The organism is Oculatella sp. FACHB-28 (assembly GCF_014696015.1).
Lineage (GTDB): Bacteria > Cyanobacteriota > Cyanobacteriia > Elainellales > Elainellaceae > JAAUTN01.
The window spans coordinates 26,508-45,174 of record NZ_JACJPJ010000048.1 but is presented as its reverse complement, the minus strand read 5'-3'; the positions used below and the strand labels follow the sequence as shown (position 1 = coordinate 45,174).

The following is an 18,667-nucleotide window of genomic DNA, read 5'->3' as shown; positions in this document are numbered from 1 at the left end:
CACGCATTCCAAATTTAAAGTTTTATGATGGGGATGCCTGAAAGAGCTTGAGTTTTGAACGGTCAAGCTTATCTTGGATGGGCGCTACCCAATCAGAAGGAAAGTACATTACCCGTGATTAGCCGAGTAATTCGAGGAATCGTTCTGCTGTTAGCAAGCCTTCCGCTCGCAGGACTTGTTGGCACCAGTCAGGCTCTGGCTCAGGTCACGTCTGCTCAAGATGGTGCAGGAACACGAGTAACCCGGGATGGCGATCGCTACATCATAAATGGTGGCGCACTTTCTCGCGATGGGGAAAATTTGTTTCACAGCTTTGATCAGTTTGGATTGGATGCTGATCAAACTGCCAATTTTCTGACTAATTCTCAGATTCAAAACATTCTAGGGCGCATTACCGGGGGGGATGCGTCTATCATTCATGGCTTGATTCAAGTAACAGGTGGTGACTCTAACCTGTATCTGATCAATCCTGCTGGAATTATTTTTGGAGCAAGCGCGCGGTTAGACGTGCCAGGTTCCTTTACCGCAACGACAGCAGACGGAATTGGGTTTGGCAATCGCTGGTTTAGTGCGATCGCCGACAACAATTACGCTTCCTTAGTAAGTAATCCTAGTTCCTTTGCTTTTACCAGCACCCAGCCCGGCTCAATTTTGAATGCCGGAAATCTCCGAGTTGGTGAAGGGCAACAGCTTACCCTGCTAGGTGGCACCGTGATCAACACGGGCATTCTAACTTCACCAGGCGGACAGATCACCGTTGCGGCTGTACCTGGAGAAAATCTGGTACGAATTAGCCAGGAGGGGAGGCTGCTTAGCTTGGACCTGGAGACAATTGGGACACAGGTTGGAGGGCGATTAGGGTTACCGTTTACGCCACTGTCGTTGCCAGAGCTATTGACAGCAGGAAATGTGGAGCACGCGACTGGGGTGACCGTGAATCGGGATGGCACTGTTAGCCTGACGGGTTCTAACTTATCCCTTTCCACCGAACCGGGAACGGCGATCGCCTCCGGCACCCTCAATGCTTCCCGCCAATCGCCAAACCCTAACCCCCAACTCCCTGAAATTAACGTTCTGGGCGATCGCGTCGCTCTTCTCGATGCCACTCTGAATGCCTTTGGCAATAGCGGCGGCACCATTCGCGTGGGCGGTGACTATCAGGGAGAAGGCAGCGTTCCCAATGCCAGCGTCACCTTTGTAGACGAAAACTCTACTCTCAACGCGGATGCGCTCAGGCGAGGAAATGGTGGTCGCATTATCGTTTGGTCAGAGGACACCACGCGGGTTTATGGCAGCTTGAGTGCTAGAGGTGGGGTACGGCGTGGAAATGGTGGTCTGGTAGAAACCAGCAGCCGCGGCTTTTTGGACGTGAATGGCGCACCGGATGTCTCTGCCCGCTATGGCTTGGCTGGAACCTGGCTAATCGATCCTTACAACATCACGATTGTTGATGCGCCAACTGATGGCGTTGATACGGTGAACGATCCGTTTGCGGCGATCGATGACAACGCAGTGCTAGACGTAGATGACCTGATTGCTGCCCTCACCGGGGGCACAAACGTGATCGTCTCCACCGGAACGGCAGGCGCACAGGTCGGCAACATTACCTTGCAAACAGCACTGGACTTTAATGGAACAGGCAGCAATACCCTGACGCTGCAAGCTGCAAACGACATCAACATCAACGCAGAAATTTTTGACAGCGTAGCGGGTAGCGATTTGCTCAACCTGGTTTTAACTGCTGACAGTGACAACAGCGGTGTGGGTACGTTGCGAGTTCAACCCAACGGACGGCTTGATACGGGTGGTGGCACAATCGTCGGTAGCGGTAGCAACGACCAAACTCTGGGCGGGGTAGAGCTATCGGGGAATGTTTCATCCGATGCCAGCAGGATTACTTTCACAGGTACCAGTTTTCAAAATGGGGTTTCACTCACCAATGGCACCTTCTCGTTAACGGGCAATGGCACCCTGGAGCTAGCTAGTCCTAACGCTGGTACGGCAGTCATCATCAATGGGGCTACGCTACAACTGGGCGATGGCAACCTGATCGTCACGGCAGATGCGATCGACTTGCCCAACAGCACAATTTTAGGGACGGGTTCGGTGTTGCTTCAGACCGCCAATCCCGAATATACGATTCAAGTAGGAGGAAATGCGGCTGGAGGTCCACTGTTCCTTGATCTGTTCGCTACAGAGTTGGCTGTATTCCAGGATGGATTTGACAGCATCACAATTGGACGGGCTGACGGCAGTGGGCAAGTTAATTTGCTTGGTGATCTCACCTTTAATGATCCTGTAACGCTGCAAGCAACCGGAACGGGTGGCTCGATCAACACTACAGGCGGCACCATCACCGGGCAGGGGAATGCCAGCGTGACACTACGGGCAGATCAAAATGTGGTCACGGGCAATATTGCTACGGCAGGTCAGGGAATCACGATCAGCAGCACAACCGGAGGGATTGATACCAGCGCTGGCACCGTCACGACAAATCTAACGGGTGGAGCAGGAGGGGCGATCGCCCTCACAGCCGCGGGCAACATCACCACTGGACCACTCTCGTTTGGTGCGGCACCTGGAACCAATGCTCTAACGATTGACACGCCCGGTGAGGTTGACCTGAGAAACGGGCTGTCGTCCACGGGCGGCGAAATTGTCATTGGTGGAGTGACTCGCCCCAGCAGTGTCCTGCTGCCCGAAAACCTCGATACCAATGGCGGCGGCTTTAGTCTGTTTCCCAGCGGTGACATTAACCTGACGGGCAATATCATCACTGACGGCGGCAACTTCACCATCAACGGCAATGGCAGCACGACATTTTCTGGCGCAGTGCAAACCGTCGGTGGCGACTTTACTATCCTCAATTCAGGCGCAACCTTAGTTCTTGGCTCCGTCAGTACAGGAAGCGGCAATTTTCGGATTGAGAGTGGTGGTACTACCTCGGTCTCCAGCCCAATCAATACTGATGGTGGTGATTTTACAATCGATAGCGTTGGAGAAATTCTGCTTTCGGGGGCGATCGCCACAAATAGCGGCGACTTTACCCTAACCAGTGAAGCGACCACTTCAGTATCTGCCCCGATCAGTACAGGCGGTGGAATTTTTCTGGTGACCAGTCAGGGGGATGTGAGCTTTACAGAGGCGATCACGACCGGCGGCGGCAGTTTGAGCACGACGAGCGAGGGGGCGATTGCCTTCTCCAGCCCAGTCACGACCAGCGGCGGCAGTATTCTGCTGGACGGCAACCAGATCAACACAGCCGCTTTAGATGCCAGCAACATTACAGGTACAGGGGGTGCAGTTAGCCTCCTCTCGGATACTGCAATTACCACGGGCGACCTCAACAGTTCTGGCACTAGCGGCGGCAATATTTCGGTCAACGCCATCACGGAGATTACGACGGGAGCGATCACGACCGGCGGCGGCAGTTTGAGCACGATGAGCGAGGGAGCGATCGCCTTCTCCGGACCAGTCACGACCAGCGGCGGCAGTATTCTGCTGGACGGCAGTCAGATCAATACAGCCGCCTTGGATACCAGCAACAGTACAGGTGCGGGGGGTGCAATTAGTCTCTTCTCAGATACTGCCATTACGACAGGTAACCTCAACAGTTCTGGTACCAGCGGCGGCAATATTTCGGTCAACGCCATCACGGAGATTACGACGGGAGCGATCACCGCAACGGGTACCACAGGCGACGGTGGCAGTGTCACCCTTGACCCTACAGGCGATATTCAAGTTACCTCCATCAACACTTCTAGCCAGCTTGGACGCGGTGGTCAGGTTGACATCACGACCGAGAGATTCTTTCGCGCAACTGGTCTAGTAGAAGGCAATTCTGAGGGAGTCAGCATTCTCAGTTCTGGCGGAGCTGGTGGCGGCGACATCACCATTCGGCATGGCGGTAATGGAGAAACTCCCTTCATCGTCGGCGACGGTACCACCAATGGCACAGCTGGAACCATTACCAGCGGTGATTCTGCCATTTCTTCTCCGCCTAACCGATCTTTTCGAGGTAGCGTCACGGTCGGAAATATTCGAATCATTACTGATTTTGAGGACCCTGGTGTTGATCCGGGTGATCCTGATGGTCCTGATGGTAGAGAAGATCCCGATGAACCTGGTATTGGCAACCCGATCATTCCGCGACCTGAATGTCAGGTGAATTGCGAACGCCCCACGCCTGAGCCACAATCCGAGCCCGACTCCAACACGGGCAGTAGTCCTACGACCCCACAACCTCTGGTAACAGCTCGCAATACCTTGCTAGACATTCAGCAGGAAACTGGTGTAAAACCAGCGCTGATCTACGTCGGCTTTGTTCCCGTGGAAAGCACCTTTAACTCCGGCTTTGCCGAGCGAGAAGCAACTGCCAGCCAGCAGTTTGAGCAATATTTAGGACGACAGTCGAGCCAGGATGAAAGCGTTGCCCTCTCATTCCAACCTCAGCCCACTGACGAACTAGAACTGTTGCTCATCACCTCAAGTGGAGAACCGATTCGTAAGCGACTGGCAGGCGTAACCCGTGCCGAGGTCGAACAAGCCAGACGCAAACTAGTCAGCCAAATCACAGATCCTCGCCTGCTAGGAACGGGCTATCTGCCCCCCGCTCAGCAACTTTACCAGTGGCTCATCGCTCCCCTGGAGCAAGACTTGCAGGCTGAGGAAATTGAAAACCTTTCCTTTATTTTGGATACAGGATTACGCTTCATTCCTCTGGCGGCACTGCATGACGGCGATCAGTTTCTGGTCGAAAAATACAGCGTCGGGTTAATGCCCAGCCTGAGTCTCACCGACACCCGCTACACCAATATGCGAAGCCTAGAAGTTCTGGCGATGGGTGCCTCTGAGTTTAGCGACCAACTCCCTCTGCCCGCTGTGCCAACCGAACTCCGAACCATTGTTCCAAACCTTTGGCCGGGCGAGATTTTGCTCAATGCTGACTTCACGGTACAAAATCTTAGACAGCAGCGAGAACAGCGTCCCTTCGGCATTCTGCATCTGGCAACCCACGGAGAATTTAGATCCGGTGGACTGGGCGAGTCGTACATCCAGTTCTGGAATCAGAAATTGCGGCTGGACGAAATCCGCCAGCTCGGGCTGAGCAATCCTCCTTTGGAATTGCTGGTCTTGAGTGCCTGTCGGACGGCGCTAGGGGACGAGCAAGCTGAGCTGGGCTTTGCCGGATTAGCAGTACAGGCAGGCGTGAAGTCAGCACTGGCTAGCCTCTGGTACGTCAGTGATGAGGGAACATTGGCCCTGATGACCGAGTTTTATGGACAGTTACGCGAGGTTCCAATTAAAGCAGAAGCACTGCGTCAGACCCAGATTGCTATGCTCAACGGCGAAGTCCGACTGCAGGATGGCGAAATCTACACCTCTCGCTCAGGCGCTATTCTTCTGCCGGATGGGGTAGTGAGAAATGAAACCCAGGACTTGTCTCACCCCTTCTACTGGGCAGCGTTTACGCTGATTGGCAGCCCTTGGTGATGCAGCAGCTACCAGGGCAATTTGCTGCCATCCCAGGAAAAGAATTCGCCGCTGTCACTTTCCTGAAGCTGATCGAGGACAGCTAGCAGTTGGCGAACGGTGCGATCGCAAGAAAATAGCTTTTCGGGCGGCACACTCCGCTGAAAGGGTTGGGATAGCTGAGTGTCTGTGGTGCCAGGATGTAGCGTCACCACGATCGCCCTAGGACAAGTGCGTCGATATTCAATCGCGGTGGTTCGCATAAACATATTCAACGCTGCTTTGGAAGCCCGATAGCCATACCATCCGCCCAACTGGTTGTCGCCAATGCTGCCTACCTTGGCTGAAATTGTGGCTAAAATGGCGCGATCGCCATGCTTGAACAACGGCTGAAGGTGTTTTGCCAGTAGCACAGCTCCAATGCTGTTGACCTGAAAGTAACGCATCAACTGCTCTGAATTCAGATGCCGCAAGCTCTTTTCGGGCTGCATCGCCCCATCGTGCAGCAAACCGACGCAGTTGATCACGCTGTGAAGGGCGGCTGTATCGGTTTTAATTTTGTCGATGATGGTGGCAATTTGAGCCTCTTCAGTAATATCTAACGGCAGGCAGCGCAAGCGAGAATCGGTGATAGACAACAGTTCTGATTCTGGGTTGCGGTAGGTAGCAAAAAGGCAATCGGCGCGATCGCCTTGCAAAAACTGCCGCACAAACTCCAGTCCAATTCCCTGACCCGCTCCCACGATTAACGCAGCCCGTCCAGGTTTGCGTTCAGACTCATCAGTAAAACTACTCTGCATTTCAGGTAAATTGATGACTTATGCCTGATTAAACTTGGAATCCCATTTCCTGTAAACCCTGGCGCAATCGCTGTGCTTCGGTAGGGTCGTGCTGTTGATGCAGGGCGATCGCCCGTTCAAAGGCGGCTAGGCTCTCTGCCACTTTACCCAGCTTAAGTAGCGTTACCCCTAAGTTTTGGTAAGCCTCAGCATAGTTTGGGTTAAGCTCAATGGCTTGCTGGTATTGGGCGATCGCTTCCCCCAGTTGCCCCATCGCCTTGAGCGTCATGCCCAGATTGTAGTGACCCATTGTGAAACTGGGATCAACTCTCAGCGCTTGCTCGTAGACGGCTTTTGCTCCCGTTAAATCGCCTGTGGCTTTACGTAAATTGCCCAGGTTGTTGTAGGCTCCTAACTTTAGACGGGGCAGGATTGGCTGCTGAATCGCCAACTGATAGTGCATTCCTGCCTGGTCGAGGTGCTGCAAGCGACTGTAGGCAATGCCCAAGTGATAGTGCAACTCATAGCCAATTGGGGGATCAACCTGCGCTGACTTTAAGCCGCGTTCTAGCAGTTCAATCCCATAGCTGACTTTGTCGATCTGCACATATAGTGCTCCCAACTTACTGCAAACGTAGGGATCGCCAGGATTTCTGACCAGAAAACGCTCCATCGTCATTCGAGCTTTTTGCAGCTTGTCGCGACTAGCGATCGCTCCCGCCTGATAACCCTCATGCAAAATCGCCACCTCTGGCAACTCCACCACCTGCCACTGGGGTTCTCGCTGAAGAATTGCGGCAACGCTATCATCCACCATTGCATGGTAAGGACGCGAAAACTGCATCTTAGGATGACGGCGAAACAGCCGTGACACCAGTGAATAGGGTGATTGTGTTGCCCCAATTTCCTGACGCACCAGATTTACCACCAGGTAAGTGTTTAGCTGCATCACTTGCTTGAGTTGAGGCACAATTCCAGTTTCCAGCCGTTCGTCTGCATCTAAAACCAGCACCCAATCACCAGTGACGTGCTGAAGCGCGGCATTACGGGCGGCTGAGAAGTCATCACACCAGTCAAAGTGATGTACCTGTGCGCCAAAAGATTGGGCGATCGCCACCGTTTCATCCGTTGAACCCGTATCCAGCACCACCATTTCATCCACGGCTGCCTTGACACTATTCAAACAGGACGGTAGATTCTCCGCCTCGTCTCTTACAATCATGCATAGGCTCAAACTCATCGCTGCCCACCCCTGCAAAGAGAATGTTTTTGGGGCGTTTTAACGAAAGGAAATATCCGATATGTCACCCCAAGCCCAAGAATTTACCCTCGGTGTCGAAGAAGAATATCAGATAATCGACCCAACCACACGAGAACTGTGTCCTCACGGCACCCGTATCTTAACAAACGCCCAGGAAACCCTGGGTGACACCGTGCAGCCTGAAGTGTACCTCTCGCAAATCGAAATTGCGACAAAAGTTTGTCATACCCTTGCAGAGGTTCGTTCAGAGCTAATTCGCCTGAGAGGTGCAATCATTGCTGCTGCCGCCAAAGACGGAAGCCAAATTGCTGCCGCCGGAACGCATCCCTTTTCCAAATGGGCAGACCAGCAGGTGACGCCCAGAGAGCGCTATAAAGGCTTAATTGTGGACTATCAGCAGTTGATGCGCGACCTGATTATCTTTGGCTGTCACGTCCATGTCGGAGTGAGCGATCGCGAAATTGCCGTCCAGGTAATGAATCGTGCCCGTCTGTGGCTGTCTCCCTTGCTGGCACTGGCATCAGGCTCTCCTTTTTGGCAAGGCGAAGACACAGGCTATGCAAGCTATAGAACAGAACTTTGGAGCCGCTGGCCCATGGCCGGACTTCCTTTAGCATTCAAGTCTAAAGCAGACTATGATGCGCTCATCCAAGACTTGATTGCGACCGAAACGATCAAAGACGGCACCAAAATCTACTGGGACGTTCGCCTATCAGAACGCTTTCCTACCATCGAATTTCGTGTCACCGATGTCTGCACCACCATCGACGAAGCCGTCATGGTCGCTGGGCTAACCCGTGCCCTGGCGCAAACCTGCTATGGCGAGGTGACAGAAAATCAACCCTTTACAGATGTTCGTCCTGAGATTTTGCGGGCTGCTCACTGGCACGCTGCCCGTCATGGCTTAACAGAACATCTGATTGATGTGATCAATAAACGGGCCCTTCCGGCTCGTGAAATGATTGACAAACTGCTGAACTTTGTCAAACCTGCTCTTGAGGCTCAGGGAGATTGGGATGAAGTCTCTCAACTCGTCTACCACACTTTGCAACATGGAACGAGTGCCGATCGGCAACGGCAAGCATACCAGCGCCGAAACAGCATGGAGGATGTAGTCGATCTGCTGGTGGCAGAAACCGCAAAAGACGTAACCTAGTCCAGGTAGCCCATTAGCTCATCTGGGTTGTCAACATCGTTGTCGGCGATCGGTCGATTGTTAGGTAACGGGTAAAGCTCGGATTTGCGGTAGATAGAAAGCTGTTGACGCTCATCCTTTGCTGGCTTTGCAGATTCTGACTGAGCCTGAAACCCTTTAGAAGGCTGAGTTGGAACAATATTTTTTTCGTCTGAAGCCATAGTGACCTTTGTATTAGCTGCATCAATTGTGACCTGAACTCCATCCTATCAGGAGGGAAGGGCAGCGGCAGCGGCAGGGAGAAGGAGAGATAAAGAGTAACAAGACCCAAAACTAAAACAGACTGAGTTGTGAAGGGGGAGGAGCGATCGCATCCCAGGGCAAAGCCGGAATGGGCGCACCATGTTGTTCTAATAGCTGCTGAAAGTGACGAGCATTGGCGGGCGATCGCGCCTCAACTGGGCAATGCACAAAGAAATAAATCTGTGTGCCCTGACGCAACCACTGATCCACATGAGTTACCCATTCTGCTAGAAACCGCTGATTCATCTCCTGTTCAGGGTGGCTGATGTAGCGGATCAGGCTAAAGTTTGCCGTCACGGTCGGCTGCAAGGGCACTTTGGGTTTACGTCGTTCGGAGTTGAGCTGCGGATCGCCAGGACACTCATAAATTGGGCGAGTATCAAGCAAAACGCGCCCAACGCCAAATTTTTCTAACACTGCGTTGAGCTGGTTTGTGTGAGAAGGCTGAAACCAATCCGAGTGACGCACCTCAACTGCCAATGGTGTTTTGGTCGCACAGGCAGTGAGAAAGTCGCTCAAGTCATCCAGGCTGGCGGGGCTGTAGCTGGGTGGCAGTTGGGCAAAGATGGGACCGAGGCGATCGCCCAATCCCTGCATCTGTTCTAAGAAGGCGATCGCCCTTGGAATTTGGGGTACCAGTAAACCTTGATGGGTAACATCTCTCGGCAACTTCAGGCAAAACTTAAACCCTGGTGGTGTCTCCGTTGCCCATCGCTGCACCATATCGGCACTAGGAACAGAGTAAAACGTGGTGTTGCCCTCAACAGCCGTAAACCGTCTGCTGTACAACTGCAAAAATTCAGCTGCACGGCTTCCCGGTGGAAACAGGTCGCCCACCCACTCCTTGTAAGCCCAAATCGCGCACCCTAACCGAAAATTCATTCCCCTATCGTACCGCAGTGGAATGACATGCTGAGATGATGCAAATTCTGTACGGGCTAGCATTCGGGAAAAGCGCTACCCTAGGTTGGGTGAAGCAAAGCGGAACCCAACAGAATACAAGCAAAATGTTGGGTTTCACTTTGTTCCACCCAACCTACATCTGACTATTGAGGTTGAAGCTGATTAAGCTTGTTATTTGCCAAGAGTAGCAATTCTTGAGCTTCCAGATAGGCCGTTGTGCCTTCCTCAACTTTTTCCAAATCATTAATGATTGACTGCAACTCGCTGGCGATGTAGCCTATATCTCCATCAACATAGTTATTCACCCAAGCAATTTGGTCTTTTGCACGTTGTAGAGCAGCTACAGAAATCCGTTCATTTTCCTGACGAACTTGGATTTGACCTAAGTTAGCGTTGTACTCTGCCAAAAGCCGCTGTGCTTCTGCATAACCGATTAAGTCATCATCAGGAACTTGCTCTAATCCCTGAATAGCTCTCAGCCAAAGGTTTTCAACTTGTTGCCATTGTTCAACTGAGTGGGGTGGGTTCTGTCCCGCTTTGGCTGCCTCCCATGCAAATCCTCTCGCTGCTTCGATTATGGCGCTGGTTCGCTCATTGCCCGCAGCAACTCCAACAGTTGTGGCAAAATCACGTTCACCGGTTACATACTTCTGCTGAGCCATTCTGCCTGCAAGGGTTTGACCGGGGATTGTAGCAAGCTGGTCGAGGGCAGATTGCCATGCGGCGATCGCCACTCCCTTATCAACAGGTGTAGTTGCCTGCTGATACTGCTGTTTTGCTGCATTGAGGGACTGTTCTGCATCAAATAAAGCGACCTGAGCATTTTTCTCTTGAAAGACAACAGCCTCTAACTGTGCAACTGTGGTGCGGGCATCGTAGAATCGGCTGCTGCTAAAGCGCCAGTCATACCACCAGTAGCGGTATTCTGGAAAGTCGTTGAGGAACCCAATTGGCAATGCGTTGAGGCTCTTCTGTGCCTGCTCGACTTTTTGCTCTCCCAAGTCAATGTCGGCGGGGCTAGTGGGGTTGTTGATTAGCTGCTCGGCTTGTTCTAGAGAGGCGATCGCCTGCCGATAGTGGTTGTCCATGCTGATGTAGCTGGGCAGCAGCAAGATAGGAGCAGCCTCCGCCACTGGACGGCGAATCATTGGGTAAGGCAGGTTCACAAACCAAACCATGCCAGCCGGAATACCAAGCAAAATAACAGTCCATTTGATTTTGTTAAACGTCCGCCCGATAGGGTTAGGGGAATGCCGCATCGGTCGGGTCGGTAGAACTTGTGCCTCGGCTGCCATTTCCTGCTCTAGCTGAGCGAGGGTTTTGGGTTGCTGTGGCGCGGATGCTGGCGGCTGTAGTACCGATGATGTGGGATTGGGAGTGAATCCTGAAGCTTTCTGAGTATTTCGGTTCAGGAAGCTGAGCGGACGTTTAAAGACTGGCATAAGGTGAGTGAAGTAATTTACCCTTAAGCTTGCCCAAAGGGAGGTGGCTACTGATGATCTCTACTAGTCTGGTGAGGGCTGTTTCGCAGACCGCAAAGGTTTTTGAACTGCAAGAATTCAATCTGTAAGAATAAAAATGTTGAAGGCTTGCCAATGTGCAGAAGTATAAATAGTTGCTTAGCTAGCGTGAGTGATTTCGATCAACATCGCAGATCATTCCACAGTAAAAGCGGCAACTCAGATATAGAATCTGGACTCAGATTTGAGCATTTCCAAAAATGCAAAAACGGGGAGTGGAAACAAAGCATCTGCCAAAACTGCCACTTGAACCATACGAAATAGCGGTACAGGTAAGCTGAATACCTGAATGGTATTGGGAATTGGTTCGGCTGCGAGACGAGGAATAATGGTCGCTCCTAACCCCTGAGCCACCATGCTGACAATGCTGGAATCTGCCTTGACCCAGTAAGCGACTTTCAAGAATGTATCAAAGACAGAACAGTGAGCAAAAACCTCTTCGTCATGCTGATCGCCTTCTGAGAACATCACAAAGGGATAATTGCGTAAATCGTCCCAATCTAACCCAGTTCCCTTGACCTGAAAGGAGGACGGCAACAGGACAACATACTCATCTTGCAACAGTTCCCAGGTGTCAAACTGATCATCCAGCGGATGATCAATAATGCCGATGTCTGCCTGCCCCTGACGCAAAGCACTGACAATGTGTTGATTGTCCCATTGTTCCAAAATAGTCACGCCAATCTGGGGAAACCGTTGCCGAAACTGAGCAATCACGCCCGACAAAACATGAGTAGTGATGCTGCGAAATGAAGTAATACGAACCTGCCCGCCCTGAAGCGTTTTGGCGAGGTTGACGGTTTTGTAAATCTCTTCCTGAAGCTGCATCATTTGTTTGGCGTAGGCTAACACTTGTTCACCCACAGGGGTCAAACTGGCACCCTGACGACCCCGGACAAATAAAATGACTCCGAGTTCGGTTTCGAGAGTGGCGATCGCATTACTCACCGACGACTGAGACATCTCTAACTGCAATGCTGCTTCGCTAAAACTTCCATAAGTAGCGATCGCAATTAAAATTCGCAGTTGTGTCAGTGTGAATGAACTTTTGGGGTTGGGTTTCATTCGCCTGACCAAAACAACACATGGGTATTATCCATCGATTTTACTGATGGCAACTATATAGAGAGCATTTTGATCTTAGAAAATTAAATTCCTAACGTGAGATTAGAAACCATATTTTGTGAGAGGCAGTGATCGTGAATCATTCTCCATCTAATTCCAAGTCTGATGTAAGATGTTACTCTTCCGACCACCCAGCCGCTAATTTCCCCCAGGTTACTACCAAAAGTTGGGCAGAAAATATCCAGCAATTTCTGATTCATTTACTAATTAGGAAGAAGCCGGAAGTTCAGGCATGGCAGAACTTCCAGCATTCTAATACACATGTCGAGGATGCTTCATGGAGTGCTTATGATCCCGCTACTGGGAAAGGAATTTACAATGTTTCAGAAGCGGAAGTACGGCGGTGGCTTGAACAACGGTAACGGCTCATTCCGTATTACTTTCAGCATTCTCTGCTGTAGTTAAATTGGCGATCGCCCCCACCAGTTCTGAAGTTTCCACTGGCTCCATTAAATGAAGTGGAAACCCTTGCAAGATAGCGCGATCGCGCTCATGATCATTAGCAGTCAAAACAATTACTGGAATTGACTTTTGAGAATCTGTAGCTAATGTTTTAAGTGGATTGTGGAGCAGACTAAAATCCTCGTCAACACTGAAATCAATCAACACAATGTCGGGGCTAATCTGGTTGAGGGTGTTGAGGGCGATCGCCAGTGAAGTGATTGTTAAATTTGCGCCGCGCAACTCACCTAATTCAGCTTCTAGTCGTTGGCGTAGGAGTGAGTTGGCGATCGCCAAAATTCGCAATCCACGCAAACACATCACGCCAAACTGAAACTCTGGAGCATTTGCCTTGCCCCAGTTACACATCAATTCTGTGATCGGTCGCAGTGTCTCGCCGTATGCCGTCAGCGAATACTCGACACGCGGCGGTGTTTCCTGAAACACTTGACGACTAATCAAGCCGTCTACTTCAAGTTCACGTAGTTGAGTGGTTAATACTTTTCGGCTAATTCCTGGCATCAACTGCATCAGTTCACCAAATCGCTTTGTGCCCCGCCGCAACCACCAGAGAATCACACATTTCCACTTGCCGCCAATTCTATCCAGCGTAAACTCGACCGGACAACCATACTGTTTTTCGAGCATAGTGACAAAATCCTGTTAGTAACCATTTGGTAACAATTAATTGTGCATGATACTACTGGTACTGGTGCAGAAGCATTGGAGAGTTACACGCAGTACAAAACAATTTGGGCAAATCTGGTCTAGTCTTTAGCGATACTAGAAAGTGGACAAGGAAATATTTGCATGGCTGACTCACCGGGATTACCTCCCATTTTTGCGGAAACGCCAACTGCTCCGGTTCCAGCAAAGGCGATCGCAGAATTTCCGGTTAATACCTTTTTAGAAAGCATTGCTGTTGATGCAAACAATACCCTTTTCGTCACTAATCACTATGAAGGTAGCATCTGGCGAATTGAAGCAAACAACCCGCCCATTCTCCATGCTCAAATTGCTGGTAAAGCAACGGGACTAGCCTTTCTGCCGGATGACAATCTGCTGCTGAGTGCCTGGGATGAGCAGAATATTCCCACTGTGTACAATGTCTCGTCAGAGGGAGAAACCAGTGTTTTAGTGACATTACCAGATGCTGTTTTTCTTAATGGCATGACGCTTTTAGATGGCGATCGCATCCTAATTGCTGACTCCTACCGGGGAGCCATTTGGCAACTCACAGTATCCGAAAAAAAGGCTGAGATCTGGCTTGAGCATCCTCACTTAGCCCGCAGTTCTTCGGACAGCGAATTTCCAGCGGTCAATGGGTTAAAGATTTTTGAGGGAGTGCTTTATGCCTCCAACACAGAGAAAATGCAGCTCGTCAAAATCCCCATCGCAAACGGGCAACCTGGCAAACCCGAAGTGTTTGTGGCTCCGATTAATCTGGATGACTTTGCTTTTGATCAGCAGGGAAATCTCTATGGCACCACTCACATCTATAACAGCGTAGTGAGAATTTCACCCGTGGGAGAGGCCACAATTATTGCTGGAGCCGCAGAAGACATGACGGGTAGCACAGCGCTTGCGTTTGGGCAGGGAGAAGCTTGCACCAGCATTTACGTTGTCACCAACGGCGGCATGTCTTTTCCGCCTTCAACAGGAGTTGAGCCTGGAAGGGTAGTTTGCCTTGAGGTGGGAATTCCAGGATTGCAACTGGGAGAGTGATCAGCTTGAATATCATAGATTCCGCCAACAATGCGGATGATCCACCAGTCACCGTCGATGTGCTGCAACGGGTTAAACCAGGCTGTGAAATGGCTTTTGAGCAAGTTCTCACCGATCTGATTGCAGCCGCCCATTCTTTTGAAGGACATCTCGGCGTAAATGTATTTCGCTTTGGCAGCAGCAGTTCTGAATATCGGATTGTGTTCAAATTCGATCGCGTCAGCCATCTCAAACAGTGGGAGACTTCACCGATTCGCCAACAATTGCTCAAACGCGCCAGTCAACTCACCGTTGATGTAGGGCAAACTTCCATTCTCACTGGGTTGGAGACTTGGTTTACCTTACCCACTCAACCCGGAATGCCCCCACCTCCACGCTACAAAATGGTCATCCTTTCGGGAATTGCTATTTTCATTCTGCTCAACTTAGCCACAACGTTTGTGGTGCCATTACTCCTGCCACTCCCCCCTTTGTTGCGAACTCTGGTAGTCGTTCTGCTTATGGTTTCGATCATGACTTATGGGGTTATGCCCCGACTGACCAAGCTATTTGCTGGATGGCTTTATCCAAAACGCTAGCCCAATCCGACTGGATTGAAACTGTAGAACTAATCAGGTTCACAAGTAGGAGAATGTGATGACGATTCTAGTGACAGGTGCAACAGGAAATATTGGTGGTGAAGTGGTCAGCCACTTGGTTGAGAAAAAGGTGCCGTTGAGGGCACTCGTACGAGATCGAGCTAAAGCCGCAAATCTAGCAGCACAGGGCATTGAACTGGTTCAAGGAGATTTTAGTCAATCAGATAGTTTGGATGCAGCATTACAAGGAATTGAAAAAGCGTTTTTGGTGATGCCCAATGATCTGCATCAAGTTGAGCTAGAGTGCCATTTTATCGATGCCGCAAAACGGGCAGGAGTTCGCCATCTGGTGAAGCTTTCTGTGCTTCATGCTGGTGAGTTGCCAAGTGTATTCCAACAGTGGCATCGCCAAATTGAGCAACATCTGGAAGCATCAGGCATGGCATGGACTCATTTACGTCCGAATATGCTGATGCAGAACATGCGCTGGTTTGCTCAATCTATTGCTCAACAAGGGGTATTTTATCACTCTGTTGGAGACTCAAAAATCTCACATGTGGATGCGCGGGATGTAGCGGCCGTGGCAGCCGTTTGTTTAAATGAACCAGGGCATGAACATCAAACTTACGATCTAACGGGTGCGGAAGCTGTTTCATTTAATCAAGTCGCTGAGTATTTTGCGAAAGCATTGAATCGATCCGTTCAGTATGTAAATGTGATACCTGCTAATTTCAAAGCGGCTCGTCTTGCTAATGGCGAACCCGAATGGTATCTAGATGCAGAAGCACAGTTGTTTGATTGTTGGCACGCTGGAGCAGGCTCGATCATTACAATGGCGATCGCCCATCTCCTACACCGACCTCCAACAACCTTTGCAGCGTTTGTTCAAGATTACGTCCGCCACAGTCAAGATTTTTCAACGGCTTCAACCTGAAGAACGATATACGAGGAAGAAATAATGAAAATTGGCATTATTGGTGCAGGCAATATGGGCACGGGCATGGGCAAATTTTGGGCAAAAAATGGACATCAACTCATGTTTAGCTATTCCCGGAATCCAGAAAAACTCAAAGCCGCCGCTGCATCTGTAAGTTCGGAAACATTAACGGGAACACCCGCCGAAGCGGTGCAGTTTGCCGATGTAGTGGTGCTATCGGTAGCCTGGGCAGTGGTTGAGGATGCACTTCAGCAGGCAGGTTCGCTGGACGGCAAGATTTTATTTAGCTGTGTAAATGCGCTCTTGCCTGACATGAGTGGATTGGCAGTTGGCACCACTACTTCTGCGGCAGAAGAGATCGCCAAACTTGCACCAAACGCCCGTCTGGTAGAATCAATGCCTCTATTTGCAGAAGTACTGCTTTCTCCTTCTACGCAATTTAATGGACAGACTCCAACTGTGTTTTACTGTGGCGATGATGCAGAAGCAAAGGCGATCGTGGCTGACCTGCTGCGCGAAACAGAAGTTGAACCCATTGATGCTGGCCCACTGCGAAATGCTCGCTATGTTGAGCCTGCTGGAATGCTATTAGTCCAGCTTGCTTACGCTCAGCAAATGGGACAGGTGGCAATGAAGCTCTTGCAGCGTTAGGGTGATGCGATCGCATTTCTCTATGAGGCGTAGCGTTCGGAGGGCGTAGCATTCGGGCAGAAATTCTCGATCTATTCCAGAGTCTGTTTGCCGAATGCTGCGCCCTATGCCTATTGGGACTTAGGACTACTCCGTAGCCTCAGACGTGTGATGCGGCGGAAGAGACGGTAGCCTGCACGAACCAAATCCAGGACAAAATAGGGTACTCGCAGCCGCAATCGTGAGAGAACAGGTAGATAAAACCAGTAATAGGCTTTCTTGAGATTATTCCAGGCTGAACAGTCCTCTTGATGCAGGAAATCTGAGATATCAACGACTAAACCTCTGCCGTCAAGCATCATTACATTGCGTCCGTGAACGTCGTGGGGATAAAGTCCGCGATCGCGCGCATACTCTAATGCCTTATCAATGTCTTTAATCACCTGTTCTGGAATTCGCAAACCCCGGTTCATGCAGTCGTAAAGCGTTACCCCATATAAGCGTTTGAGAACTAAAAAGTTCTTTTCGGCATAAAAACATTCTGAAAAAGCGGGATGGGAACCCAGGCGACGGTAGACTTCTCGCTCTTCCTCAAACCCAGGTCGTCCAGGGGCATAAATTTTTACCACCTGATTGGGATAGTCAGGATGGTAGAACACTGCGGCATAGTTTCCGGCTCCGAGTCGCTGCCAGGGAGCAGGAACATGGCGAATCACTACGGGGTTGTGTGGATCAATGCTCTCAATCCGCACCTCCGGGAGCAATTCCTGGTAGATCTTGTCGATGAATGGGTTCATACGTTTATCCACGACATTGATGGCGATCGCCCAACCCAGGCAATCAGTAAACAAAAATCAGGCGATCGCTTAATTTCACTAAACCTACCAATAAAATAATAAGCAAGCCTCTAGTTCCCTCGCATCTTATTTTAGAATGAGCGATCGATCCCATCAGGCAAGTTGAGCAAAAACTGTGGGGGCGCTGATGCTTAATCTGAAGAAATTCCCGCCTGCCGCACAAATAGGATTTCGACCTGGATCGTTTGCTCCGTTGTTAGGAAGGGCGATCGCTTCCCAACTTGGGCACAAATATTCTTGAAGCCTTGGCTCATGACAGGCACTTTGAACGGGCGGGCTTCATTGCCCTTCTACGATAGTTGAAACTTCGATTCCCAACCCTGACCCCTCAACCCCAGAGCTTGAAACCTTGACTTCAAAGCCTAAATTTTTGACCTCAGAACTCGAAGCTTTGACCTCAGAACTCGGAATGTCGAGATCAAAGCTGCACAGGTTGTGATCAGAAGTCCAAGCCTGTAAACCTGTATCAAGAACCACTTGCGAAAAGCTTCATTCTCAAGTAGTCTGGTTCCTCAGTACAAAAACATATCCGAGATCAAAGCGTCACCTGAGACTGTTTGCACCAGCCCCAGGCGACTAACCCTCAAAACTGCGGTAACAGTTCGGAGGGCTAGAGGGCAGTTTATCACTCCACTAGCCACCCTGACTTTGCTATGGCAAAAAAGCAGCAGGGTGGCTTTGGTTTTAGGAGACAAATCTCAGGAGTTAGGGGCTGGGGACTTGAGGTCAGAGGTAATCTGCCCTAGTTCTCAGACTCTAGCTCCTAGTCCCTCAACCTGAAGTTTTAGATTGCTATGACTGATAATGCTTCTCTGATTCAAATCAACCCCGATCCGCGCATTCTCACCACGTTGGTGATTGGGACTGAAGACAACGTAAAAGCTTACATTCTCAGGCAACACACACTTGGCGTTGCTGAAGCAGGCGCGTGGAGTAAACCGATTCCGGTTCCCCATCATTCTGATAAAGTCATGTGTGTTCTCAACCGCGTCATGGTGTAA

Annotated in this window: 16 protein-coding genes and 1 pseudogene; 7 read left to right on the top strand and 10 right to left on the bottom strand. The window is 50.5% G+C overall.

The genetic code is table 11. The features are described 5' to 3' along the window. The first annotated feature begins 54 nt into the window (after positions 1 to 54). A complete protein-coding gene (locus H6F88_RS09580) occupies positions 55 to 5,493 on the top strand; it encodes a CHAT domain-containing protein (RefSeq protein ID WP_190642527.1) in 5,439 nt (1,812 codons plus the stop codon). An 8-nt stretch (positions 5,494 to 5,501) separates the two neighbouring features. On the opposite strand, the gene H6F88_RS09575 is transcribed toward H6F88_RS09580, so the two are convergent. Then, a complete protein-coding gene (locus H6F88_RS09575; protein WP_190642526.1) occupies positions 5,502 to 6,272 on the bottom strand; it encodes an SDR family NAD(P)-dependent oxidoreductase in 771 nt (256 codons plus the stop codon). Between the two features lie 28 nt (positions 6,273 to 6,300). Next, positions 6,301 to 7,473, bottom strand: a complete 1,173-nt coding sequence (locus H6F88_RS09570; protein WP_190642525.1) for a tetratricopeptide repeat protein — start codon at positions 7,471 to 7,473, stop codon at positions 6,301 to 6,303. Between the two features lie 79 nt (positions 7,474 to 7,552). Between H6F88_RS09570 and H6F88_RS09565 the strand changes: the two genes are divergently transcribed. After that, complete coding sequence (locus tag H6F88_RS09565) at positions 7,553 to 8,668, top strand: carboxylate-amine ligase (protein WP_190642524.1); 1,116 nt, start codon at positions 7,553 to 7,555, stop codon at positions 8,666 to 8,668. On the opposite strand, the gene H6F88_RS09560 is transcribed toward H6F88_RS09565, so the two are convergent. The 5 genes and pseudogenes from H6F88_RS09560 to H6F88_RS34365 all read right to left on the bottom strand — a co-directional run. Then, on the bottom strand, positions 8,665 to 8,868 hold the full coding sequence (locus tag H6F88_RS09560) for a hypothetical protein (protein WP_190642523.1): 204 nt from the start codon (positions 8,866 to 8,868) through the stop codon (positions 8,665 to 8,667). The genes H6F88_RS09565 and H6F88_RS09560 overlap by 4 nt on opposite strands. 112 nt (positions 8,869 to 8,980) lie before the next feature. Beyond that, positions 8,981 to 9,832, bottom strand: a complete 852-nt coding sequence (locus H6F88_RS09555; protein WP_190642522.1) for a DUF72 domain-containing protein — start codon at positions 9,830 to 9,832, stop codon at positions 8,981 to 8,983. Positions 9,833 to 9,996: 164 nt separating this feature from the next. Beyond that, positions 9,997 to 11,295: a hypothetical protein gene (locus tag H6F88_RS09550; RefSeq protein WP_190642521.1), complete on the bottom strand. Its 1,299-nt coding sequence runs from the start codon at positions 11,293 to 11,295 to the stop codon at positions 9,997 to 9,999. A gap of 237 nt (positions 11,296 to 11,532) precedes the next feature. Next, complete coding sequence (locus H6F88_RS09545; RefSeq protein ID WP_190642520.1) at positions 11,533 to 12,438, bottom strand: LysR family transcriptional regulator; 906 nt, start codon at positions 12,436 to 12,438, stop codon at positions 11,533 to 11,535. Between the two features lie 846 nt (positions 12,439 to 13,284). Next, positions 13,285 to 13,587 (bottom strand): annotated as a pseudogene (locus H6F88_RS34365) (helix-turn-helix domain-containing protein); the annotation flags it as partial. A gap of 162 nt (positions 13,588 to 13,749) precedes the next feature. On the opposite strand from H6F88_RS34365, the gene H6F88_RS09535 reads away from it, so the two are divergent. Genes H6F88_RS09535 through H6F88_RS09520 form a run of 4 tightly spaced genes read left to right on the top strand, consistent with a single transcriptional unit; the run spans position 13,750 to position 16,830 of the window. Continuing rightward, positions 13,750 to 14,664, top strand: coding sequence for a gluconolactonase (locus tag H6F88_RS09535; RefSeq protein WP_190642518.1), 915 nt, complete (start codon positions 13,750 to 13,752; stop codon positions 14,662 to 14,664). Positions 14,665 to 14,669: 5 nt separating this feature from the next. Beyond that, a complete protein-coding gene (locus H6F88_RS09530; protein ID WP_190642517.1) occupies positions 14,670 to 15,242 on the top strand; it encodes an antibiotic biosynthesis monooxygenase in 573 nt (190 codons plus the stop codon). A gap of 58 nt (positions 15,243 to 15,300) precedes the next feature. Next, the gene (locus H6F88_RS09525) at positions 15,301 to 16,176 is read left to right on the top strand and encodes an SDR family oxidoreductase (RefSeq protein WP_190642516.1); all 876 of its coding nucleotides are present in this window, start codon (positions 15,301 to 15,303) and stop codon (positions 16,174 to 16,176) included. 24 nt (positions 16,177 to 16,200) lie between these two features. Beyond that, positions 16,201 to 16,830 carry an NADPH-dependent F420 reductase gene (locus H6F88_RS09520; RefSeq protein ID WP_190642515.1) on the top strand — a complete coding sequence of 210 codons (630 nt, stop codon included), beginning with the start codon at positions 16,201 to 16,203 and terminating at the stop codon, positions 16,828 to 16,830. 110 nt (positions 16,831 to 16,940) lie between these two features. Here H6F88_RS09520 and H6F88_RS09515 read toward each other — a convergent pair whose 3' ends face one another. The 3 genes from H6F88_RS09515 to H6F88_RS09510 all read right to left on the bottom strand — a co-directional run bounded on the left by H6F88_RS09515 (position 16,941) and on the right by H6F88_RS09510 (position 18,143). Beyond that, positions 16,941 to 17,606: a serine/threonine protein kinase gene (locus tag H6F88_RS09515; protein ID WP_190642555.1), complete on the bottom strand. Its 666-nt coding sequence runs from the start codon at positions 17,604 to 17,606 to the stop codon at positions 16,941 to 16,943. Between the two features lie 191 nt (positions 17,607 to 17,797). Continuing rightward, entirely contained in the window at positions 17,798 to 17,920 is a 123-nt protein-coding gene (locus tag H6F88_RS33925; RefSeq protein ID WP_277881843.1) for a hypothetical protein, read from the bottom strand. 25 nt (positions 17,921 to 17,945) lie between these two features. After that, a complete protein-coding gene (locus tag H6F88_RS09510) occupies positions 17,946 to 18,143 on the bottom strand; it encodes a hypothetical protein (protein WP_190642514.1) in 198 nt (65 codons plus the stop codon). Positions 18,144 to 18,460: 317 nt separating this feature from the next. On the opposite strand from H6F88_RS09510, the gene H6F88_RS09505 reads away from it, so the two are divergent. After that, on the top strand, positions 18,461 to 18,667 hold the full coding sequence (locus H6F88_RS09505; protein ID WP_190642513.1) for a hypothetical protein: 207 nt from the start codon (positions 18,461 to 18,463) through the stop codon (positions 18,665 to 18,667).